Annotated in this window: 20 protein-coding genes; 8 read left to right on the top strand and 12 right to left on the bottom strand. The window is 61.5% G+C overall.

Features of this window, described 5'->3' with window-relative positions; all coding sequences use genetic code 11:
- The first annotated feature begins 19 nt into the window (after positions 1-19).
- From J3P95_RS05395 to J3P95_RS05385, 3 genes are all read left to right on the top strand, one after another.
- Positions 20-907 carry a nitrilase family protein gene (locus J3P95_RS05395; protein ID WP_434561319.1) on the top strand — a complete coding sequence of 296 codons (888 nt, stop codon included), beginning with the start codon at positions 20-22 and terminating at the stop codon, positions 905-907.
- A gap of 15 nt (positions 908-922) precedes the next feature.
- Positions 923-2140, top strand: a complete 1218-nt coding sequence (locus J3P95_RS05390; protein ID WP_434561317.1) for a hypothetical protein — start codon at positions 923-925, stop codon at positions 2138-2140.
- Positions 2141-2216: 76 nt separating this feature from the next.
- Complete coding sequence (locus J3P95_RS05385; protein ID WP_434578384.1) at positions 2217-3206, top strand: asparaginase; 990 nt, start codon at positions 2217-2219, stop codon at positions 3204-3206.
- Between the two features lie 214 nt (positions 3207-3420).
- Here the strand turns inward: J3P95_RS05385 and zapE are convergent, their stop codons facing one another.
- From zapE to J3P95_RS05370, 3 genes are all read right to left on the bottom strand, one after another.
- Positions 3421-4515, bottom strand: a complete 1095-nt coding sequence (gene zapE / locus J3P95_RS05380; RefSeq protein WP_434578386.1) for a cell division protein ZapE — start codon at positions 4513-4515, stop codon at positions 3421-3423.
- Between the two features lie 101 nt (positions 4516-4616).
- Entirely contained in the window at positions 4617-5972 is a 1356-nt protein-coding gene (locus J3P95_RS05375) for a tryptophan--tRNA ligase (protein ID WP_434578388.1), read from the bottom strand.
- Positions 5973-5997: 25 nt separating this feature from the next.
- A complete protein-coding gene (locus J3P95_RS05370; protein ID WP_434563706.1) occupies positions 5998-6627 on the bottom strand; it encodes an alpha/beta hydrolase in 630 nt (209 codons plus the stop codon).
- Positions 6628-6775: 148 nt separating this feature from the next.
- Between J3P95_RS05370 and J3P95_RS05365 the strand changes: the two genes are divergently transcribed.
- Positions 6776-7213: a ZapG family protein gene (locus tag J3P95_RS05365; RefSeq protein WP_186638269.1), complete on the top strand. Its 438-nt coding sequence runs from the start codon at positions 6776-6778 to the stop codon at positions 7211-7213.
- 254 nt (positions 7214-7467) lie between these two features.
- Here J3P95_RS05365 and J3P95_RS05360 read toward each other — a convergent pair whose 3' ends face one another.
- From J3P95_RS05360 to J3P95_RS05325, 8 genes are all read right to left on the bottom strand, one after another.
- Positions 7468-8853 (bottom strand): aspartate aminotransferase family protein, encoded by a 1386-nt coding sequence (locus J3P95_RS05360; protein WP_434578391.1) that lies wholly within the window; start codon positions 8851-8853, stop codon positions 7468-7470.
- Complete coding sequence (locus J3P95_RS05355) at positions 8850-10337, bottom strand: NAD-dependent succinate-semialdehyde dehydrogenase (protein WP_434578392.1); 1488 nt, start codon at positions 10335-10337, stop codon at positions 8850-8852. Before J3P95_RS05355 ends, J3P95_RS05360 begins: the two co-directional genes overlap by 4 nt.
- Before the next feature lie 130 nt (positions 10338-10467).
- A complete protein-coding gene (locus tag J3P95_RS05350) occupies positions 10468-10947 on the bottom strand; it encodes an Lrp/AsnC family transcriptional regulator (protein WP_434561307.1) in 480 nt (159 codons plus the stop codon).
- Positions 10948-11137: 190 nt separating this feature from the next.
- Positions 11138-12151: a N(2)-acetyl-L-2,4-diaminobutanoate deacetylase DoeB gene (gene doeB / locus J3P95_RS05345; RefSeq protein ID WP_434578394.1), complete on the bottom strand. Its 1014-nt coding sequence runs from the start codon at positions 12149-12151 to the stop codon at positions 11138-11140.
- Positions 12152-12154: 3 nt separating this feature from the next.
- Entirely contained in the window at positions 12155-13345 is a 1191-nt protein-coding gene (doeA, locus tag J3P95_RS05340; RefSeq protein ID WP_434561303.1) for an ectoine hydrolase DoeA, read from the bottom strand.
- Between the two features lie 40 nt (positions 13346-13385).
- Positions 13386-14378: an ectoine utilization protein EutC gene (eutC, locus tag J3P95_RS05335; protein ID WP_434578396.1), complete on the bottom strand. Its 993-nt coding sequence runs from the start codon at positions 14376-14378 to the stop codon at positions 13386-13388.
- Positions 14379-14399: 21 nt separating this feature from the next.
- Positions 14400-15371 carry a hydroxyectoine utilization dehydratase EutB gene (gene eutB, locus J3P95_RS05330; RefSeq protein ID WP_434578398.1) on the bottom strand — a complete coding sequence of 324 codons (972 nt, stop codon included), beginning with the start codon at positions 15369-15371 and terminating at the stop codon, positions 14400-14402.
- A 322-nt stretch (positions 15372-15693) separates the two neighbouring features.
- Complete coding sequence (locus J3P95_RS05325) at positions 15694-17088, bottom strand: PLP-dependent aminotransferase family protein (protein WP_434578400.1); 1395 nt, start codon at positions 17086-17088, stop codon at positions 15694-15696.
- Positions 17089-17377: 289 nt separating this feature from the next.
- Here J3P95_RS05325 and ehuB point away from each other — a divergent pair, with 289 nt between their 5' ends.
- From ehuB to ehuA, 4 genes are all read left to right on the top strand, one after another.
- On the top strand, positions 17378-18235 hold the full coding sequence (gene ehuB, locus J3P95_RS05320) for an ectoine/hydroxyectoine ABC transporter substrate-binding protein EhuB (protein ID WP_434578402.1): 858 nt from the start codon (positions 17378-17380) through the stop codon (positions 18233-18235).
- 78 nt (positions 18236-18313) lie between these two features.
- Positions 18314-18973, top strand: coding sequence for an ectoine/hydroxyectoine ABC transporter permease subunit EhuC (gene ehuC, locus J3P95_RS05315; protein ID WP_434578403.1), 660 nt, complete (start codon positions 18314-18316; stop codon positions 18971-18973).
- Positions 18970-19626 (top strand): ectoine/hydroxyectoine ABC transporter permease subunit EhuD, encoded by a 657-nt coding sequence (gene ehuD, locus J3P95_RS05310; RefSeq protein WP_434561291.1) that lies wholly within the window; start codon positions 18970-18972, stop codon positions 19624-19626. Before ehuC ends, ehuD begins: the two co-directional genes overlap by 4 nt.
- Positions 19626-20495: an ectoine/hydroxyectoine ABC transporter ATP-binding protein EhuA gene (gene ehuA / locus J3P95_RS05305; protein ID WP_434578404.1), complete on the top strand. Its 870-nt coding sequence runs from the start codon at positions 19626-19628 to the stop codon at positions 20493-20495. Before ehuD ends, ehuA begins: the two co-directional genes overlap by 1 nt.
- Before the next feature lie 232 nt (positions 20496-20727).
- Here the strand turns inward: ehuA and J3P95_RS05300 are convergent, their stop codons facing one another.
- Positions 20728-21462: an OmpA family protein gene (locus tag J3P95_RS05300; protein WP_186611013.1), complete on the bottom strand. Its 735-nt coding sequence runs from the start codon at positions 21460-21462 to the stop codon at positions 20728-20730.
- Positions 21463-21545: the final 83 nt, after the last annotated feature.

Below are 21545 nucleotides of genomic sequence, written 5' to 3'. Positions count from 1 at the left end.
ATAAAAAGAGGTTACCCCAATGAGCGAGCCAACCAGCCCTGTTCGTGTCGCCGTCGTGCAATTCGACCCACAGGTAGGCATCACCAATCGAGAAACCAATCTGCATCGCAGCCTCGCACTGGCGCAGAAAGCGGTCGACGGCGGTGCCAATCTCATCGTCCTGCCCGAACTATCGAATACTGGCTATTTCTTCCACAACCGACAGGACGCGTTTGAACACGCCGAGTCGATCCCCGACGGGCAAAGCGTGCAGGCCTGGATGGACTTCGCCCGCCAGTACCAGATCTACCTGGTAGCCGGTTTGACGGAGCGCGAAGGCATGCGGCTCTTCAACACTGGCGTCCTGGTGGGGCCTGACGGCTTCATCGGCAAATACCGAAAGACACATCTGTGGAATCTGGAAAAACTCTGGTTCACGCCAGGTGATTTGGGCTTTCCAGTGTTTGAAACACCTATAGGTCGCATCGGGTTGTTGATCTGTTGGGACATCTGGTTTCCGGAAGTGCCGCGAATTCTCAGCCAGCAAGGCGCAGACATCATATGCAGCTTGAACAATTGGGTCTGGACGCCACCGCCTCTGTTTGATGATGCCGGCAAATGCATGGCGTCCTACCTGACGATGACAGCCGCTCACGTGAACAATGTATTTATCGCAGCGGCAAGTCGCATAGGGGAAGAGCGAGGTGCTCGCTACCTAGGCTGTTCGCTAATCGCGGGCACCAACGGTTGGCCGATTGGCGCGGTGGCTTCCGCTGACCAGCAAGAAGTCCTGTTTGCCGATATCGACCTGACCAGCTCCCGTAGCGCGGCCATCTGGAACGACTTGAATGATCTACACCGCGATCGTCGATCTGACCTATACGATCAGATGCTCGGTTATACCCAGCACCCTTGTCTGCCGCGTTGATAAGGGAGCGACCCGATGGAAACTGCAAGCGAAAAGCTCGAACAACCCCAGCAGACTGCAAGATCACCACTGGACGTTGCCATCGTTTTGCTGATGCTCGGCACTATAACGCTGGTCATCTGGCTTTCATTCACCCACAGCGCTTCCTGGCCCGCCCATTGGCCAGACTACAGCCACATGGTATCGAACCTGCCACAGCCCACTGCCTGGTTACGCTGGGTATTGGGAGATATCAGCGAGGTGGCCTTCTACAAGCATGAGTTCGCCTCTATTGGATTACTAGCCGGGGCCTACCTAGCGTACCGGGCCAATCGGACCGGAAAAGCCTGGCAAGGTTTTTCCATCTGCTATGGCAGCGGCCTGTGGCCGTGGCTGGTCACCAGCTCATTGCTGGGGCTCTTGCTGAGTAACCTTTTGTGGGGCTGGACAGTGACAGCCACGACTTGGCAGCCCACATTTGCGGCTTTCGTTTCATTGCCAGCGGCGATGGTGCTGATGTTTGGCGGCGGCTGGAAGATCGCGATCAATGGCGCAATCATGGGTGCCCTGCTGGTTACCCCTGCGTGTCTAGTGATCGTCAACTACGTCTGCAATCCGCTCGGCTTGCCCGTCGTGATTGGCAATGTCTCGGGAATGGCCGTCGCCAGCGTCATTGCCTTCCTGCTCTGTCGCTACGTGCCAAGCCTCATGCAGTCACAGGCTCAAGCAGAGTCGTCGGAATCAGAACCACAACCAGCCCTCACCCTCACCAAGAAGCCTGACTACGGTGTCGTCTGGAGCTTACGCCGGGTCTTGGCGGACTTTTCGGAGGCGCCATTTTTCGGCAATGAGTGGGCCAGCCTCGGCCTGATAGTGGGTGCGTTACTGGCTTATAGCTTGAACCCTATGAGCCCTGCCTACGGCTCGGGCTTGCTCCTTCAACTGATCGGTGCCCAAGCATTGACCTCGGCTCTGGGCGTGATCATCTGGCGTCGACAATGGATGCTACGCGGGTGGTACCCCACCTACATACCGTTGGTATCCGTCGTACCGGCGGCGGTTTTGACCTACGGCGGCAGTTGGCTGGTCATTGCTTCAAGCGCTTTGCTAGGCGCATTGATTGCGCCGCCGCTGGCGTGCGCAATTGCCAAACGGTTACCCGCTGACATGCATGCCTACATCGCCAATGTCCTGTCCATGGCCATCAGCACCCTGCTAATCGTTCCGTTTATCGGATCTCTGATGATCAGCTGAGCCTTCCATCCCATGGCTGTATTGCGGCCCCTGAGGCGCGTACAGCCAATTCCTATTAAAAAGCGAGGTGATCCACATGGACTTGCCCAAACTGGCCATCGCGTCACTCGGCGGCACCGTAAGCATGCAGGCCCGGGCTGCCGGAGAAGGAGTGATCCCGACCATCAGTGGCGCAACCCTGCTGGCTTCGGTGCCGGAACTGACGAAGCTGGCACGCATTACTGTTGAAACACTGGGGATGTTGCCCAGCGCTTCATTGGATTTCGAGTTTTTATTGAGCGTTCTCCGCTGGGCGAACTATCAGATACAGCAAGGTGCGGTGGGTATTGTCATCACACAAGGTACGGATACGTTGGAAGAAACTGCGGCTTTTTTCGACCTGCTGTGGGACCACGACGAACCATTGGTTCTGACGGGAGCAATGCGCTCGGCGACCCAGGCAGGCGCCGATGGGCCGGGAAATCTGTTGGACGCCTGCCGGGTTGGCCTGGCCAGAAGCAGCCGGCAGCGTGGCGTCCAAGTGGTCATGAACGGGCAGATTCATTTGGCGCAGGCTGTTCGCAAAACCGATGCGATGGCAATGCAGGCTTTTTCTTCGCCTATTGTGGGCCCAAGCGGTCTGTTATTGGAAAGCAGCGTTCACTACTTGCGTCCCACGCTGCAACGCAACGTTTTGCCGTTACCGAAGCAAACGACACAGAAAGTTGCCTTGCTACAAGCGTCACTGTCTGCCGACACCCAATTGTTGGAAAACATCGTCACGCTGGGCTACGACGGGTTAGTGATCGCTGGTTTCGGTGCAGGACATCTTTCTGAAAGCTGGACAGCGTTGGTTGATGTCATTGCCAAAAAAATCCCGGTCATTATTGCAACTCGCTGCGGCTCAGGATCCACGGCTCGTTCAACTTACGGGTTCAAGGGTGGCGAGATGGATTTGATTCGCAGAGGCGCATCGATGGCTGGCTTTTTCTGCCCACGCAAAGCCAGGATTCTCCTGTGGCTGCTGATTGGTTGCCAGAGACAGGATGATTTGGCTCGTTATCTGAAAGAGGACATCCGGTTTTAGTAGCTTTGAGACTTACCGATTCATTGCGGCGTTAGCCCGGAGGCCTGGCACCGATCCACTGTGGGAGCGAGCTTGCTCGCGATGGCGGTGGTTCAGCAGCATGGACGTTGGCTGGCAGGACGCTATCGCGAGCAAGCTCGCTCCCACAGGGTCCGGTGGGGAATCAATAAATAAAAAGGCCTGCAATCGCAGGCCTTTTCTATTCTCCGAATCCCTACGGCTTATGCGCCCGCGACAGGAATTCGTGGGATTGCATTTCCAGCAACCGGCTCAGGGTCCGCTGGAATTCGAACGTCAGGCGACCGCCGGTGTAGAGGTCCTTGAGCTCGACTTCAGCCGAGATGATCAGCTTCACGTTACGGTCGTAGAACTCGTCGACCATGTTGATGAACCGGCGGGCGATGTCGTCGGTGGTGACGCTCATCTGCTCGACGCCGCTGAGCAGCACGGCGTGGAAGATCTTGCCCAGTTCGATGTAATCGTTCTGGCTGCGCGGGCCGTCGCACAGTTCGCGGAAGTCGAACCAGGCGACGTCGTCGCAGGTGCGAATGGCGCGGATCTTGCGATTTTCGATGATCAGTTCATCGTTTTCGACCGCTTGGGTGCATTCCGGTGTCAGGGCGCGGAAGCTCTTGCGCAAACTCTCTTCAGCGGCGGCGTCCAACGGGAAGTGGAACAGCTCCGCTTGCTCGAGATGACGCAGGCGATAGTCCACACCACTGTCGACGTTGACGACTTCGGTGTGTTCCTTGATCAGCTTGATCGCTGGCAGGAAGCGCGCCCGTTGCAGGCCATCCTTGTACAGGCCGTCTGGCACGATGTTCGAGGTGGCGACCAGGGTTACGCCGTTCTTGAACAACTCTTCCATCAGCGTGCCAAGAATCATCGCGTCGGTGATGTCGGACACGAAAAACTCATCAAAGCAGATCACCCGCGTTTCGTCGGAAAAACGCTTGGCGATGAGGGTCAACGGGTTCTTTTCACCACCCAGGGTCTTCATTTCTTCGTGCACGCGCTTCATGAAGCGGTGGAAGTGCGTCCGGGTCTTTTCCTTGAACGGCAGCGCTTCGAAGAAGGTGTCCACTAGGTAGGTCTTGCCACGGCCGACGCCGCCCCAAAAGTACAGGCCCTTGACCGGCGCCTGGTCTTTTTTGCCGAACAGTTTGCCCAAAAAGCCCGGCTTGTTGTTCGAAGCGGCAATCAAGTCGTCGTACAGGCGCTGCAAGTGCCGCACGGCCGTTTCCTGCGCTGCGTCGTGGAAGAACTCCGGGCGTTTCAAATCAGCTTGATATCGTTCTAGGGGCGTCATATTCGTTAGCAAGGCAACAAAAACGGGCCGTCACTGTAGCGACGGCCCGGAAGAATGGCAATCGGCCCTTTTCCGGACCGATGGTCGGATATTGCCTGGGATCAGTCCTGCGTAGGCGTCAGGGCGACACGCAGGGCGTCGATCGCCGCATCCCGGGCGCTGCTGTCGGCGAAAACCGGGCTGTTGGCCACGCATTCGCCGTCGAGCCAGACACTGAAACTGAGGTCGTCGCTGCGTACGTCCAGCGGCTGGCCGGCTTGCAGCTGCTTGGTCGCCTGGCCTGCGGTCTTGCCGTCAGCGAAATTGCTCGAGAGCAACAATTGCTCGCCATCGGCCGACAGCAGGCGGAAGCGGAAACTGCCGTCGTCTTCGCGGAAGCTGACGAAGCGTGCCGCCTTGGCCGCTTTCTTTTTGGCCTGGGGCGCTACCTGGACCTGGCTGACGAACGAACGCAGGCCAACGGCTTCGCGCAGTTCGTTGAGGAACGGCGTTGCCACGGCCCGGGCTTTGCTCGCGCCCAGTTGCAGGATGTCTTCAAGGTCCGATGGACGCTCGATGAACTGGTGATAACGCTCGCGCGCTTCACCCAGCTCGCTGTCGAGCAACTGGAACAGGCGGTTCTTGGCTTCTCCCCAACCCAGGCCTTGCAGCAGTTCGCTGCGGAACTCGGCGGACTGTTCAGCCGTGGCGAAGGCCTGGAACAGCGTGAACAGATGCGAATTGTCCGGATCCTTGGCTTCGCCCGGCGCGCGGGAGTCGGTGACGATCCGCGAGATCGCGTCCTTCATGTCCTTGGCGCTGCTGAACAACGGGATGGTGTTGTCGTAGCTCTTGGACATTTTGCGACCGTCGAGGCCTGGCAGCGTGGCAACGCTTTCTTCGATCAGCGCCTCGGGCATGGTGAAAAATTCCTTGCCCTGGCCGAACAGGTGGTTGAAACGCTGGCCGATGTCGCGGGCCATTTCCACGTGCTGGATCTGGTCACGACCGACCGGCACCTTGTGGGCGTTGAACATCAGGATGTCGGCGGCCATCAGGATCGGGTAGCTGTAGAGGCCCATGGTGACGCCGGCGTCCGGGTCTTCGCCGGTCTCGACATTCTTGTCCACCGACGCCTTGTAGGCATGGGCACGGTTGAGCAGGCCCTTGGCGGCGACGCAGGTCAGCAGCCAGGTCAGTTCCGGAATCTCCGGAATATCGGACTGGCGATAAAACGTCACCCGGTCCACGTCCAGGCCACCGGCCAGCCAGGTGGCGGCGATTTCCAGGCGCGAACGCTGGATGCGCAGCGGGTCGTCGCATTTGATCAGGGCGTGATAATCGGCCAGGAAGTAGAACGAATCGGCATTGCTGTCGCGGCTGGCGAGGATCGCCGGACGGATGGCGCCGGCATAGTTGCCCAGGTGCGGGGTGCCGGTGGTGGTGATGCCGGTCAGGATACGGGTACGCGTCGTCATGGGTTTATCGCTTGTCAGACTGCTGTCAATTCGAGAGGCGCGGCAGGAGCAGATCCTTGAGATCGGTCAGCTTGCCATGAAAAAAGTGTCCGCATTCTGCCACTTTCAGCAGCTCATGGGGGCGCTGCAGCGTGTCGGACCATTCGTAGACAAGCCGGGGATCGACGACTTCATCGGTTTCAGGCTGGATCACCGTCAACTCACCACCCGTCGGCAGGGGCGATTGTTCATTCAGGCGCATCACGGCAGGTGCGACCATGAACAGGTGCTTGAGCGCCTGGCCCTGGACTTCCAGGCGACCGCCGAGGGTGGCGGCGACAAAACCGCCGAATGAGAAACCGAACAGCGTCAGGGGCAGATCCGGGTGCTTTTCCAGCAACCAGGCGGCCGCGGCCTGGGCGTCGTCCACTTCGCCGGTGCCCATATCGTGACTGCCGGCACTGGCGCCAACGCCGCGATAATTGAAACGCAACGTAACCAGGCCGGCGTCGCGTGCGGTACGTTGCAGGGTCGAGACCACCTTGTTGAGCATGGTCCCGCCCTGCACCGGGTTCGGGTGGCAGATCAGCGCCAGGCCACGGGGCGCTTCGCTGTCCAGGTACAAGGCTTCCAGTTGGCCCACAGGGCCATCGATGAATACAGGGGTTTCGCGCATAAGCAAGGGAAAGAACTCCGTGACCCCAAATAGGGTCGACTCGTCTAGCTAAAAGTCTGTGCCTGGCATGATTGCGATGTTCTTCGCGGTATACAGCGCAGGTCCGAGCCGTTAACGTAAAGCAAAGCCGTTTATAGAGGAAGGACTCGTGGAACACTCGCTCTTAGTTTGGCTGTTGCCGACTCTTGCCCTGGTTGCCGGTGTCGCCATTGGATTCCTGGTTGCCCGACTGCTGCCCAACGCGGTGCCCAACAGCACGCAGCGTCAGCTGGACGACATTCAGGAACGTTTCGACAGTTACCAGAATGAAGTGGTCACTCACTTCAACAGCACCGCGTCTCTGGTGAAGAAACTCACCCAGAGCTACCAGGACGTCCAGGATCATCTGTCCGAAGGCGCCAACCGCCTGGCCCTGGACGAACAGACTCGCCAACGCCTGCTGGCCGCCCTGCAAGCCGATGCGGCGCAGACGCCACGGGAACGCCTGACCCCACCAAAAGGGATCCAGGAACCGCCACGGGACTACGCCCCCAAGGCGCCGAATTCACCCGGCATGCTCGATGAGCATTACGGTTTGAAGAAGTAATTTCCAAGCGACACCCAAAAGCCCGCCCGATCACTTGATCGGGCGGGCTTTTTATTGGTTCTATTTTCTCACTTCAATTTGATTCCCCCGTGGCGAGGGAGCTTGCTCCCGCTGGGCTGCGCAGCAGCCCTATAGCAGCGAACACAATTTTCCTGGCACACCGAGTTGCCTGGTTTTGGGGCCGCTTCGCGGCCCAGCGGGAGCAAGCTCCCTCGCCACGGGATACAGGTTTCCTGAAGAATGATTCACTCCGCTTACGCCAACACTTCGCTGGCCACCTGATCGATAGCCCCTTTGGTGATGTCGACGATCAGGTCAGCCTCCTCGCGGGTCAGGATCAGCGGAGGGGCGAAGCCCAGGATGTCGCCGTGGGGCATCGCACGGGCGATCATGCCGCGCTCCAGGCAGGCGGCTGAAACCTTCGGGCCGACTTTCAGCGCCGGGTCGAACGCCGTGCGCTGTTCACGATCAGCCATGAACTCCACCGCCGCCAACATGCCATCACCGCGCACTTCGCCCACCAGCGGATGACCTTCAAGGGTTTCGCGCAGCCGGCGATTCAGATAACCCCCCACCTCTTTGGCGTTGGCCGTGAGGTTTTCCCGTTCAAGAATGTCGAGGTTGGCCAAGGCCGCCGCCGCGCAGATCGGGTGTCCGGAGTAAGTCCAGCCATGGCCCATCGCACCTTCGGCCTGGGAGGCTTTTTCGATCACGCTCCAGACTTTTTCGCCGATGATCACCGCCGACAACGGTGCATAAGCACTGGTCAGCCCCTTGGCGGTGGTGATCAGGTCCGGCTTCATGCCGTAGCGCTGGCTGCCCATTTTCGAACCGAGGCGGCCAAACGCGCAGACCACTTCGTCGGCGATCAGCAGCACGTCGTACTTGTCCAGCACGGCCTGGATCGCATCCCAATAACCCGCCGGCGGAACGATGATGCCGCCGGTGCCCATCACCGGTTCGCCGATGAACGCCGCGACAGTGTCCGGACCTTCGGCGAGGATCATTTTTTCCAGCTCATCGGCGCAATAGCGCACAAAGTTCGCTTCGTCCATGCCCGCCGGGGCCTTGCGATACCAATGCGGACATACTGTGTGCTTGACGCCTTCGGCCGGCAGGTCGAAGTGTTGGTGAAAGGCCGGCAGCCCGGTCAGGCTGCCGGTCATGATGCCCGAGCCGTGGTAGCCACGGTCACGGGAGATGATTTTCTTCTTCTGCGGTCGACCCAGGACGTTGTTGTAGTAACGCACCAGTTTGATTTGGGTTTCGTTGGCGTCGGAGCCGGACAACCCGTAGTAGACCTTCTTCATGCCCGTCGGCGCCCAATCCATGATGCGGCTGGACAGTTCGATGATCGCCTCGCTCGAATGGCCTACATAGGTGTGGTAATAGGCCAATTCCTTGGCTTGCTTGTAGATGGCGTCCGCCACTTCGGTACGGCCGTAACCGATATTCACGCAATAGAGCCCGGCGAAAGCGTCGATGAAATCACGCCCTTCATGGTCACGAATGCGAATGCCCGACGCACTCTTGATGATCCGGCCCTTGAGCGCGCCGCTGGCGTGGTCGTGGGCGTGGGTCGAGGGGTGCATGAAATGCGCACGGTCTTGTTCGAACAGCGTGTTGAGTTCTTGGCTCATGCGGGCTCTCCTGGGAACTGGCCTTGATGGTGCAGGCAAAAATATTTGGTTTCGACAAAGGGCTCAAAGCCCTCGCTGCCGCCCTCGCGGCCGAGGCCCGAGGCCTTCATGCCACCGAAGGGAATCGGGTGGCCGGTGAACTTGACGCCGTTGACCGCGACCATGGCGTGGTCGAGACGGCGAATCAGCGGATAAATGACGTCCAGGCGGTTCGAGCAAATATAGGCCGCCAGGCCGTACTCGGTGTCGTTGGCCATTTCGATGGCCTCGTCCAGGGTATCGAACGGCATCACCCCGGCGATGGGCGCGAAGTTTTCCTCGCGGTAGATACGCATCTGCGGCGTGACATCGGCCAGCACGGTCGGCTGATAGAACAACCCGCCCAAGGCATGGGCCTCGCCGCCCACCAGGCGTTGAGCGCCGAGGGCCAGCGCATCGGCGACACGATCAGCAGTCGCATCGAACGCCGCCTGGTGCATCAACGGCCCGACCTCCACGTCCTGCTCTTGTTGATCGACCATGGCCGGCCCGACCCGCAAGGCACGGACAGCTTCGGCGAAACGCGCAAGAAATGCCTGGTAGACCGGACGCTGCACCATGATCCGATTGGCCGCGCAGCAATCCTGGCCCGACGTCTGGAACTTCGCTTCGACGGCGACTTTCACCGCTAGCGCCAAATCGGCGTCGGCGCAGACAATGAACGGCGCGTTACCGCCCAACTCCAGCGCGACTTTTTTCACGTCATGAGCTGCCGCTTGCAGGACCAATTTGCCCACCCGGGTCGAGCCGGTGAAACTTACCGAGCGCACGCGACGGTCCTTGACCAGGGTTTCCATGACCATTTGCGGTTCGCCCAAGACCACGTTGAAGACCCCGGCGGGAAAGCCTGCTTCCTCGGCCAGTTGCGCCAAGGCCAGGGCCGAGTAAGGCGTTTCATGTGCCGGCTTGACTACCACGGTGCAGCCGGCAGCCAGTGCGGCGGCAGCCTTACGGGTGATCATCGCCGAGGGGAAATTCCACGGCGTAAGCAGCGCGCAAACGCCCACCGGTTCCTTGACCGTGCCCAAGTGCGCGCCGGCGATATGGCTGGGGATGTTCTGCCCGTACAGGCGTCGGGCCTCTTCGGCGAACCACGGGATGAAGCTGGCGGCATAGGCGATTTCACCACGGGACTCGGCCAACGGCTTGCCCTGCTCCAGACTGAGAATGCGCGCCAGGTCTTCACTGTGCTCGTTAATCAACGCCGCCCAACGTCGCAGGATCGCGCCACGAGCCTCCAGGCTCTGCTCGCGCCATGCCGGGAAGGCGCGATGCGCCGCGTCCACCGTCGCGATGATTTGTGGCTGATCGAGCATCGGCACATGGCCGATCACCGTGCGCGTGGCAGGATTGTGCACCGCGATGCTCTGGCCGCTGTCGCTATGGACCCAATGGCCATCTATGTAGCAGAGCGCCTTGAACAGCAGCGGGTGTTGATAAGTCATGACGTTCACTCCAGACCATGTGCGTGAATCCATGCTAGGGCAGCTAGGCCTGGGTCATTGCCCGTTTGCCAGGGGCCAAACCCTGGTTTTTTTCCGGAAAAGCCAGGTGGGAAGGTGTTTTCTGTGGTGCTCAGCAGGACTGCGCCAGCTCCGCCGGCAAGGCACCGGCAGCCTTGATGGTCTTGGTGACGATGTAGGTAAAGTAGCGCTCGATGCCGAGGTCTTCGAGCAGCAGTTGATCGACGAAACGCTGGTAGGCATCGACGTCCGGCGCCTGGATCATCGCCAGGTAATCCACACCGCCGCCGGTGGCGTAACAGAACGCCACTTCCGGCGCGGCGATCATGCGTTGTTCGAAACGGCGCATGTCCTGGGCGGTGTGCCGGGCCAGGGTGATTTCCACCAGCACTTGCTGGCGCTTGAACACCGCGCCCCAATCGATCTGCGCCCGGTAGCCAATGATCAGCCCCGCCGCTTCCAGCTTGCGCACCCGCTCCCAGGCCGGCGTCACCGACAGGTTGATGGCCTCGGCCAGGCTCGACTTGGTGATGCGCCCGTTCTCGGCGAGGATCTGCAGGATCTTCAGGTCGTAGCGATCGAGCTTGTGCATGGCCGGGGCTCTCCAGAGAATTCAGACATCACACCGCTCCCTGTGGCGAGGGAGCTTGCTCCCGCTGGGCCGCGCAGCGGCCCCAATGTCAGAGTCGCGATGGCTCAGGCCAAAAAGCAACGACTGCTTCGCAGCCGAGCGGGAGCAAGCTCCCTCGCCACGAGGTGGTGTGTCAATTGAGGGGGCGGTGTCAAGCCAACACATCCGCAATCACCACCATCGTATCGCCACACTGCACCAACCCGGGAAAGTGCCGGGCCGCCAGCAGGCCGCTGCGGGTGGCGCGGTATTCGACCGGGGCGACGCCGCTGCGGGTAGCGTCGTAGATACGCGCGACCACCTCGCCGCAGGTCACGTTTTCGCCGAGGTCGCGGCACATTTCCACCAAGCCGTCGTGCTCGCTGGCGATGAAGCAACTGGCGTCCGGCATGTCGAGCATCAGCGACGGTTGCAACTCGATCGCGCCCCGCAGGATGCCGGCGTGGATCAACAGGTTGCGTACCCCGCGCTCGGCGATCGCCACGCTGCGCGCGGTCGACGAACCGCCGCCGCCCAGCTCGGTAGTAACAAACACCTTGCCCTGGGACTCGGCCGCGGTGTCGTACATCGACCCGGCGTCCAGTTCCAGCATGCGCATGCAATAGGGCGCATTGAACGCCAGCATCGCGGCCTCGCAGCGCGCCTGCTGCGTTTTGTCAGGCAGCACATGGCAGGCGGCAAACGGTAGGAAATCCAGGGTCCGGCCGCCGGAATGAATGTCGAGGACAATGTCTGCCAAAGGCAACAAGGTGCGATTGAAATAGTCGGCGATTTTCTCGGTGACGGTGCCGTCCGGCCTGCCGGGAAAGCTGCGGTTGAGGTTGCCTTTGTCGATAGGCGAAGTCCGGCGCCCGGCATGAAACGCCGGGGTGTTCATGAACGGTACGATGATCACCCGCCCGCTGACGTCTTCGGCGTTCAACTGTTGCGCCAGCTTGCTCAGGGCCACCGGTCCTTCGTATTCATCGCCGTGGTTGCCACCGCTGAGCAGCGCCGTCGGACCGCTGCCGCGCTGGATCACGGTGATGGGGATCATCACCGCGCCCCAGGCCGAATCGTCCCGCGAATATGGCAGCTTGAGAAAGCCGTGCTGCACGCCCTCGCGGCTGAAGTCGACCGTGGCGCTGATGGGGTTGCTGATGGGATTGATGGACAAGTCGGGCATGGCTCAATCCTTCACGAACAGTTGACGAGGCACGTTGCACAGCGTCTCGACGCCGGTCTCGGTGATCAGGATGCTTTCGGTGATTTCCAGGCCCCAGTCGTCCATCCACAGCCCCGGCATAAAGTGAAAGGTCATGCCCGGCTGCAACACGCTGTTGTCGCCGGGACGCAGGCTCATGGTGCGCTCGCCCCAATCCGGTGGATAACTGATCCCGATGGGGTAGCCGCAACGGCTGTCCTTATGGATACCGAATTTCTCCAGCACCTTGAAAAACGCCACGGCGATGTCGCCAGTGGTGTTGCCTGGCTTGGCCGCGTCCAGGCCGGCGGCGATGCCCTCGACCACGGCTTTTTCGCCGTCGAGGAAATGTTGCGGCGGCTTGCCCAGGTAGATGGTCCGCGACAGCGGGCAGTGGTAACGCTTGTAGCAACCGGCGATTTCAAAAAAGGTGCCGGCGCCCTTCTCGAACGGTGAGTCGTCCCAGGTCAGGTGCGGCGCGCTGGCATCGGCGCCGGTGGGCAACAGAGGCACGATGGCCGGGTAGTCGCCGCCATGGCCGTCGGCGCCGAGGATGCCGCTGCTGTAGATCTCGGCCACCAGTTCGTTCTTGCGCATGCCCGGCTCGATGCGTTCGAGGATCCGGCTGTGCATGTTCTCGACGATCCGCGCGGCGATGCGCATGTAGGCGATTTCCTGCGGTGACTTGACCGCCCGCTGCCAATTCACCAGGCCGACCGCGTCCACCAGTTTCGCCTCGGGCAGGTGCTTTTGCAGCGACAGGTACGCGGCGGCGCTGAAGTAGTAGTTGTCCATCTCCACGCCGATGCTCAGCGCGCCCCAGCCACGGGCGATGATTACCTCGCGGGACAAGTAGTCCATCGGGTGGCGCTCGCGGGACTGCACGTAAATGTCGGGATAGCCGACGATGTTGTCGGCCTGCATGAACACCGTACGCTTGGCGCCGTTGGCATCCTGGCCGCGACCGAACCACACGGGCTCGCCGTCCAGCGCCAGCAACACGCACTGGTGCACATAGAAGGACCACCCGTCATAGCCGGTGAGCCAGGCCATGTTCGATGGATCGGTGACCACCAGCAGCTCCAGGCCCTGGGCCTGCATGGCGGCCCGAACCTTCGCCAGGCGCTGGGCGTATTCCTCCCGCTTAAACGGAAGATTGACGACTATCTCTGACATCCATCTGCCCTCGAATCAATGACGCACGAATGAAAAATGGTTAGCGGCCGAATGGGAAACCCTTGCCCGCCGCCCGCGCCCGCTCGAACGCCAGGTTGGCGATGGCGGTGTCCTGGGCGCCGGTGCCCGTGAGGTCGCACAGGGTGATTTGCGACGGGCTGGTGCGCCCGGCCCGTTGCCCCGCCAGCACTTGGCCCAGTTCCATCAGCACCCGTTCGTCGCGGACGATTCCGGCGGCCAATGCGTGATGCAACTCGCCAAGCACGCGCGTCTGGCTCAGGCGATCGGCGACGTAGCAATCGACAGCCGCCAAGGCTTGCGGAGAAATTTCGTTCTTGTGTTCAGCGTCCGAGCCCATCGCAGTGATGTGCAGGCCGGGGCGCAAATGGCGCGCCTCGATCAGCGGCTCGCGGCTGGGGGTGCAGGTGATGGCGATGTCCACGCCTTCCAGGGCTTCGTCGACCGCGCAACATGCGGTGATCGACAATCCGCTGTCGCGCGCCAGTTCAGCGCTGAACGCCTTGGCCTTCTCTGCGTCCCGCGCCCAGACCCGCACCTCGTCGATGGGTCGCACCAGGCGCAGCGCCTGGAGCTGCAACGCGGCTTGCTCGCCCGCGCCGATCAGCGCCACGCTGCGGCTTTGCTCGCGAGACAGGCACCGCGCCGCCACCGCCCCGGCCGCTGCGGTGCGCACGGCGGTGAGGTAGCCATTGTCCAGCAGCAGCGCTTCCAACAGGCCGGTGCGCGCCGAGAGCAGCATCATCATGCCGTTGAGGCTGGGCAGGCCAAGCTTGGGATTGTCGAAAAAGCCCGGGCTTACCTTGATCGCGAAGCGCTCCAGGCCCGGCAGGTAAGCGGTCTTCACGTCCACCTCGCCGTTATGTTCGGGGATGTCCAGCCGCAGGATCGGCGGCATCGCCACGGCCGCGGTCGCCAGCAGCACGAAGGCCTGCTCGACGGCATCGATGCTGGGCACATCCAGGGCGACGCAGCTGCGCAGATCCGCTTCGCTCAATAGGGTCACTTCACTCATGGCTGGCTCCGTTGCGAGTGGTTATTCATTGGCGCCGGCGATTACGCGGGCATGGTGTTCGGTGTCGACGTTGCGCCCGCTGACCACCAATACGATGGGCCCGCGGGGCTCGATCAGGCCATCGAGCAGCGCGGCGATGCCGACCACGGCAGCGCCTTCGAGCACCAGGCGTTCCTGGTGATAAGCGTGGCGGATGGCGTTGGCGATCGAAGCTTCCGAGAGCAGGTGCAGGTCGTTGATCAGTTGCCGGGTCATGTCGAAGGTGTAGCGGTTGTCCAGGCCGATGCCGCCGCCGAGGGAGTCGGCCAGCGTCGACAGTTCTTCGACGTCCACTGGGTGTCCGATCGCAAAGCTGGCGTGCATGGCTGCGCCCCGAGCCATGCTGATGCCATGGACCTGGATCGCCGGATTCGCGCTTTTGAGAGCCAGGGCCACGCCGGCGAACAGCCCGCCGCCGGACAACGGCACCAACACCTGGGCCACGTCGGGTTGTTGTTCAAGGATCTCCAGGCCGAGGGTGCCTTGGCCGGCGATGATCGCCGGATGATCGAAGGGCGGCAGGAAGGTTGCGCCCTGCTCCGTGGCAATGCGCTCGGCTTCACGCTGGGCATCGTCCTGGGACTGGCCAACGATGCATACCTCGGCACCCAGGTCGCGGATCGCCTGCACTTTGTTGCCCGGCACGAGGTTCGACAGGCAGACAACCGCCTTGATCCCTTGCTGCGAGGCGGCATGGGCCAGTGCCCGACCATGGTTACCGGTCGAGGCCGTCACCACGCCTGACGCTTTGCGCTCCGGGCTGAGTTGCGCCACGGCATTGCTCGCCCCACGCAGTTTGAAACTGCCGGTGACTTGCATGGATTCGAGCTTGAGATACACCGCCACGCCCATCAGTCCCGACAGGCTGGGAGAATGTTCCATGGGCGTGCGTCGCACCAGCGACTCGATACGCTGGCGAGCGAGATAGACATCCTGTAGCTGCAACACTGCCATGACCGCGTCCCGAGCTGATGTGTTGGGCGCAGTTTAAGAGGGCTGGATTGTGGCAATGAATGTACTAGGGCAATTTAGTTTGCATTCGTTGCGATTGAACGAAAGTGAACCGAAAACTTGAAGATGACCTCATTCCCGTGGCGAGGGAGCTTGCTCCCGCTGGGCTGCGCAGCAGACCCAAAACCATTCGACCCGTTGCATCAGCAGACAGTCGGAAGCTTTTACGACTGCTTCGCAGCCGAGCGGGAGCAAGCTCCCTCGCCACAAAGGCCCCATGCAATTTTTGAGTAAACACCTTGCCTTCAGAGCACCCTCTTGCCCATCAAAAATCATGAATCTGCGGGTACTGGTTGAAGATTTCCCGCATCCCCGCCAGCGCATGGCGCATTTCTTCGTCACTGCATTCGGCACCGACACACACCCGCACGGCACGAGGCTTGGGCGTCCCGCGTACGGTGAACGGGTCGGGCGACGTGACGGCGATGTGCTTGTGCCGCAGCGCCCGCACCAGGCTGTCCACTTCCCAATGGGGCGGGATGCCGATCCAGGCGTTCAAGGCGTGAGGGTGCTGGGCCAGCAGATGCTCGCCCATGTATTCGGTGACCATCGCCTGGCGTCCCGCCAACAGGCGTCGCTGCAAATGCACCAGCGATTCGGCGCGCCCATCGCGGATCCACCGGGCGGCGATTTCCGAGACCATCGGCGTGGCCATCCAACTGTTCACCCGCAGGATGCTCTCGGTGCGCAGCGCCAGGCGCTTGGGCACCACCAGGTAGCCGACGCGCAAGCCCGTGAGCACCGACTTGGTCATGCTCGTGCAGTAGAAGGACAGCTCCGGCAGGTAATGGCTGATGGGCGGCGCGCGGCGCTCGTCCAGCAACGGACCGTAGACGTCGTCTTCGATGATGTGCACGCCGAAACGCCGGGCAATCTCGGCGATTTCCCGGCGACGCGTGTCGGGCATCAGGCTGGTGGTGGGGTTGTTCAGGTTCGGCGTGCACACCAGCGCGGTGATGCGCTCGTTGCTGCACATGTCTTCGAAATGTTCCGGGTCGATGCCATGGCGGTCCATCTCCAAGCCCTTGAGGGTGAAGCCCAGCACCTGGGAATTGCCGATCACGCCGTGGTCGGTCACGCCTTCGCAGAGCACCACGTCGTCGGGGCCGGCCAGTGACGCCAAGGCGAGGAAGATCCCGTGGGCCGCGCCGTTGGTGATCAGGATATCGTTGCGATCAACCTTGAGCCCCTGGCGACCGATCCATTGAGCCGCCGCTTCGCGATGGGATTCGAAACCGGCGATGGGGCGAAACGCGTGAATCCACGGCTGGTCTTCTTCGGTGCTCAGCTCGGCGCAGGTGTCGCGCCAGAATTGATCATGCTCGCGGGTGTGCAGGATGCGCGTGATGGAAAAATCCACCAGGGCGCGCTCGGGGCTATCGAGTATGTACGTGGCGACCCGGTCGCTCATGCGTCGCGAGACGAAGCTGCCACGCCCGACCTCACAACGCACCAGCCCCTGGCGCTCCAATTCCTTGTAGGCATTGGTGACGGTCTGCACGCTGATGCCCATGGCGTCGGCCACCTGCCGTTGCGGCGGCAGGCGCTGGTCATTGGCCAAGGTGCCCTGTTCGATATCGTCGGAGATGGCCTGTACCAGGATCTTGTATTTGGATTCACCGCTACGGGCGACGTCCAAGGCTGTTTTCCACTTATCCATAACGCTGCAACCCGCGTGTGTACTGGTGCGCACAGCATTGCGCGGCAATCGCGGCAAAGCAATTGTCCTAGTGCAATACAATCAGCGCCGGGGCTTTTGTATGCTCGGCCCAAGGTCGTCATCCAGGCGGGTTCATCGCCCCGACAAAAAGCCGGATCGACCTGTACCGGCGCCGTTATCGATTCCAGGCCTCGCCCGGGTCCGCCGCTGTACGCTTTGCTCTTGTCACACTGCCTCCTAACACAGAACCGTCCCCCGACGGATCCACAAGAAACAGGAGATTTTATCGATGAGCAATTTTCTTCCCGGCACCTGCGCGCCCCTGCGCCGGCTCTTGTTGACCTGTGCCGTGATCGGCCTGGCCGGCAGCGCTCAAGCGGCGACCCTGGATACCGTCAAAAGCAACAGCAGCATCCGCATCGGCTATGCGAACGAAACCCCGTTCGCCTTCACCGAAACCGACGGCACCGTGACCGGTGAATCGCCGGAAATCGCCAAGATCATCTTCGCTAAAATGGGCATCAAGCAGGTCAACGGCGTGCTCACCGAATGGGGATCGCTGATTCCTGGCCTGCGCGCCGGCCGTTTCGACGTGATCGCCGCGGGCATGTACATCACCCCCGCGCGCTGCAAGCAAGTCTTGTTCACCGATCCCCAGTACCAACTGCCCGACGCCTTGCTCGTGGCCAAGGGCAATCCGAAAAAACTCCACAGCTATGAAGACATTGCCAAGCAACCGGACGTGAAGCTGGCGATCATGGCCGGCACAGTGAACCTGGCCTACGCCCGCGATTCCGGGGTCAAGGATGAGCAGATCCTCCAGGTCCCCGACACCACCGCACAATTGCAAGCGGTGCGCGCCGGTCGCGCCGACGCTGCCGTCGGCACGCAACTGACCATGAAAGGCCTGGCTTCCAAGGGTGGTGACAAGGTCGAGGCAATGACCGAGTTCAAGGACGATCCGTCCCACATCGGCTACGGCGCCTTGGCCTTTCGCCCCGAGGACAAAGACCTGCGCGACGCGGTCAATGCCGAGCTGAAAAAGTGGCTGGGCTCCGAGGAACACCTCAAGGCCGTCGCGCCATTCGGTTTCGACAAGTCCAACGTCACCAGCAAGACCGCCGCCGAGCTCTGCGCTCAGCCATAGTCGAACTGGCGTGCCGAAACGGGCATGACGCGCACGCGTGATGTCTGTTCCCTGCTTCATCGGATATCGGGTTGAACCATGGGCGAATTACTTCCGTTACTGATTCAAGGGGCCTGGGTCACGCTGCAGGTGACCTTCTTCGGCTCATTGCTGGCAATTGTCGCGGCGGTGCTCGCGGCCCTCGGTCGGCTGTCGCCGTGGCGCGCGTTGCGCTGGTTTTCGATTAGCTACATCGAAGTGTTCCGTGGCACCTCGCTGCTGGTGCAGTTGTTCTGGCTGTTCTTCGTGTTGCCGCTGCCGCCGTTCAACATCGAGCTGAGCCCGTACGCCGTGGCGATCGTCGGCCTGGGGCTGCACATCGGCGCGTATGGGGCCGAAGTGATGCGCGGCGCCATCAGCTCGGTGGCGAAAGGGCAATACGAAGCCTGCACGGCGCTGAATTTCGATGGCTTCACCCGCTTCAAGCGGATCATCCTGCCCCAGGCTTTGCTGGCGGCGATTCCGCCGGGCACCAACTTGCTGATCGAACTGTTGAAGAACACCTCGCTGGTGTCGCTGATCACTTTGTCCGACCTGAGCTTTCGGGCGCGACAGTTGGACCAGGCGACGTTCCAGACCTTGGAAATCTTCAGCCTGGCGCTGGTGATGTATTTCATCCTCGCCCAGGCCATCAACCTGGGCATGCGCAGCATTGAGCGTCGGTTGAGCCGGGGCCGGATGCGTGGAGGCCTGTCATGACCCTGTTCGACTGGGCGTACGCGGCGCAGATCCTCCCGGACCTGTTGCGGGCCTCCCTCAACACCGTGGCCATTACCCTGATCGGTTTCCTGATCGCGATCGTGCTGGGGCTGTTCCTGGCGATTGGCCGGCGCAGCCGCAAGTTCTGGTTGTCGTGGCCGGCCACGGCGCTGATCGAATTCATCCGCAGCACGCCGTTGCTGATCCAGGTGTATTTCCTCTACTACGTGCTGCCCAACTACGGCTTGAGCCTGACGGCCATGCAGGTCGGCATCATTGGCATCGGCCTGCATTACGCCTGCTACATCGCCGAGGTCTATCGCAGTGGTCTCGACGCCGTGCCACGGGCGCAGTGGGAGGCGGTGACGGCGCTGAACATCGCGCCGTACGACGCCTACCGCAACATCATCCTGCCCCAGGCGCTGCGGCCGATCATCCCGCCGCTGGGCAACTACCTGGTGGCGATGCTCAAGGACACGCCGGTGTTGTCGGCGATCACCGTGGTGGAAATCATGCAGCAGGCCAAGAACATCGGCTCCGAGCATTTCCGCTACCTGGAACCGATCACCCTGGTCGGCCTGTTCTTCCTGGCCCTGAGCCTTGCCCTGGCTTATCTGGTACGGCGCCTTGAAACGCGCATGGAGCTACGCTAATGACTTTACCTCTGTCCACGCCCACCGATTTGTCCCGGCGCAGCACGCTGGCATCGCAGCAGGAGGCCCCCGCCATGCAGGTTCCGACACCGTCCCGGCCGATTGTGAGTTTCCAGGACGTGACCAAAAGCTATGGCAGCTTCACCGTGCTGGATCATTTGAACCTTGATGTCGCGCCCGGCGAAAAAGTCGCGATCATCGGCCCCAGCGGCTCGGGCAAATCCACCCTGCTGCGGGTGTTGATGACGCTGGAAGGCATCGACCAGGGCCAGATCCGCATTGAAGACGATTCCCTGACCCACATGCCCAACCGCAACGGGGTGCTGGTGCCCGCCAACGACCGGCACATTCGCCGCGTGCGCGGCAAGATCGGCATGGTGTTCCAGAGCTTCAACCTATTTCCCCACATGACCGCGCTGCAAAACGTGATCGAGGCGCCAGTGCGGGTGCTGGGCATGAACCCGAAAGAAGCCCGCGAGCGCGCCGCCGACCTGTTGGAGCTGGTGGGCCTGGGCAACAAGCTCGACCATTACCCGTCGCAGTTGTCCGGCGGTCAGCAACAGCGGGTGGCGATTGCCCGGGCGCTGGCGATGCGGCCCAAGGTGATGTTGTTCGACGAGGTGACTTCGGCGCTGGATCCGGAGTTGTGCGGCGAAGTGCTGAACGTGATCCGCAAGCTGGGCGCCGAACACAACCTGACGATGCTGATGGTGACCCACCAGATGGGCTTCGCCCGGGAGTTCGCCGACCGGGTGTGCTTCTTCTACAAGGGGCAGATCCACGAACAAGGCACACCGGCACAGATCTTCGAGAACCCGCAGCAAGAGCGTACATGTGCGTTTCTAAGTGCGGTGAAAGAGGCGAACTAAACCCTAACCCATCACTCAAGTGAACACCTTTGTGGCGAGGGAGCTTGCTCCCGCTGGACTGCGCAGCAGGCCCAAAACCGACCGCCGCGGTGTGTCTGGAGGATTGAGGTGACTGGTCTGGGGGTTGCTGCGCAACCCAGCGGGAGCAAGCTCCCTCGCCACAAAAGCCCAAACGCCAGCCGCAAAAAAGGGGGACCCATTTCCGGCCCCCCTATCATTTACCGCCCAGCGCTTACGGATACTGCTGGTACGTCTGCCCCTGCTGCTGCGGCGCCTGGTACTGCTGGCCCGGAATGGCCTTGAGGTTGACCTCGACACGACGGTTCTGCGCGCGGCCATTGACGTCGGCGTTGCTGGCGACCGGGTTGTCCGGGCCGGCTCCGCGAGCCGTGAGGTTGGCACCGCTCACGCCTTGCGACGTCAGGTAGGTCGCCACGCTCTGGGCGCGACGCTGGGACAGGTCCATGTTGTGCTGGCGGCTGCCAGTGCTGTCGGTATAGCCGACGATTTCGATCTGGTTCTGGTTGAACTCCTTGAGAGAGTTGGCCAGGTTGTTCAGCGGCTGGTAGAAGCTCGATGCGATGTTCGCCGAGTCGGTGGCGAAGGTGATATTGCCCGGCATGATCAGCTTGATCTGGTCGCCCTGGCGCTGCACTTCGACACCGGTATTGGCCATGCTGGCGCGCAGTTTCTTTTCCTGCTGGTCGGCATAGTAACCGTAGCCGGCCGCCGAAGCCCCTACCACCGCCGCGCCGATCAATGCCCCTTTGCCGCGGTTATCGTGGCCGATGGCCGCGCCCGCCAATGCACCGGCCAAGGCGCCGAGACCACCATACTTGGCGGTTTTGCTCATGCCGGAAGAATCGGTAGAGGCCTGGCCTTGGTTGTCATAGGGGTTGGGCGACGCACAGCCGGACAACAGGGCCACGGCAGTAGCGACAACGATCAAGCGACGCGAGGTGAACATGGAGATGCTCCTGGGTTTTCAGTCTGAGTGCCAAAGTGTAGGCAATCGACTCTGGCTGGCGTTGGAACGCGACAATCGTTAAA

The sequence above is a fragment of the Pseudomonas sp. Z5-35 genome, assembly GCF_051131945.1.
Taxonomy (GTDB): Bacteria; Pseudomonadota; Gammaproteobacteria; order Pseudomonadales; family Pseudomonadaceae; genus Aquipseudomonas; species Aquipseudomonas marvdashtae.
The sequence above is the reverse complement of the archived record's forward strand: the minus strand, read 5'-3'. Positions and strand labels throughout refer to the sequence as shown.

Excerpts from the sequence above, each read along its gene's own strand:
- J3P95_RS05395 (WP_434561319.1), top strand. The coding sequence starts at position 20 with ATGAGCGAGCCAACCAGCCCTGTTCGTGTCGCCGTCGTGCAATTCGAC.
- J3P95_RS05390 (WP_434561317.1), top strand. The coding sequence starts at position 923 with ATGGAAACTGCAAGCGAAAAGCTCGAACAACCCCAGCAGACTGCAAGA.
- J3P95_RS05385 (WP_434578384.1), top strand. The coding sequence starts at position 2,217 with ATGGACTTGCCCAAACTGGCCATCGCGTCACTCGGCGGCACCGTAAGC.
- zapE (WP_434578386.1), bottom strand. The coding sequence starts at position 4,515 with ATGACGCCCCTAGAACGATATCAAGCTGATTTGAAACGCCCGGAGTTC.
- J3P95_RS05375 (WP_434578388.1), bottom strand. The coding sequence starts at position 5,972 with ATGACGACGCGTACCCGTATCCTGACCGGCATCACCACCACCGGCACC.
- J3P95_RS05370 (WP_434563706.1), bottom strand. The coding sequence starts at position 6,627 with ATGCGCGAAACCCCTGTATTCATCGATGGCCCTGTGGGCCAACTGGAA.
- J3P95_RS05360 (WP_434578391.1), bottom strand. The coding sequence starts at position 8,853 with ATGAGCCAAGAACTCAACACGCTGTTCGAACAAGACCGTGCGCATTTC.
- J3P95_RS05355 (WP_434578392.1), bottom strand. The coding sequence starts at position 10,337 with ATGACTTATCAACACCCGCTGCTGTTCAAGGCGCTCTGCTACATAGAT.
- J3P95_RS05350 (WP_434561307.1), bottom strand. The coding sequence starts at position 10,947 with ATGCACAAGCTCGATCGCTACGACCTGAAGATCCTGCAGATCCTCGCC.
- doeB (WP_434578394.1), bottom strand. The coding sequence starts at position 12,151 with ATGCCCGACTTGTCCATCAATCCCATCAGCAACCCCATCAGCGCCACG.
- doeA (WP_434561303.1), bottom strand. The coding sequence starts at position 13,345 with ATGTCAGAGATAGTCGTCAATCTTCCGTTTAAGCGGGAGGAATACGCC.
- eutC (WP_434578396.1), bottom strand. The coding sequence starts at position 14,378 with ATGAGTGAAGTGACCCTATTGAGCGAAGCGGATCTGCGCAGCTGCGTC.
- eutB (WP_434578398.1), bottom strand. The coding sequence starts at position 15,371 with ATGGCAGTGTTGCAGCTACAGGATGTCTATCTCGCTCGCCAGCGTATC.
- J3P95_RS05325 (WP_434578400.1), bottom strand. The coding sequence starts at position 17,088 with ATGGATAAGTGGAAAACAGCCTTGGACGTCGCCCGTAGCGGTGAATCC.
- ehuB (WP_434578402.1), top strand. The coding sequence starts at position 17,378 with ATGAGCAATTTTCTTCCCGGCACCTGCGCGCCCCTGCGCCGGCTCTTG.
- ehuC (WP_434578403.1), top strand. The coding sequence starts at position 18,314 with ATGGGCGAATTACTTCCGTTACTGATTCAAGGGGCCTGGGTCACGCTG.
- ehuD (WP_434561291.1), top strand. The coding sequence starts at position 18,970 with ATGACCCTGTTCGACTGGGCGTACGCGGCGCAGATCCTCCCGGACCTG.
- ehuA (WP_434578404.1), top strand. The coding sequence starts at position 19,626 with ATGACTTTACCTCTGTCCACGCCCACCGATTTGTCCCGGCGCAGCACG.
- J3P95_RS05300 (WP_186611013.1), bottom strand. The coding sequence starts at position 21,462 with ATGTTCACCTCGCGTCGCTTGATCGTTGTCGCTACTGCCGTGGCCCTG.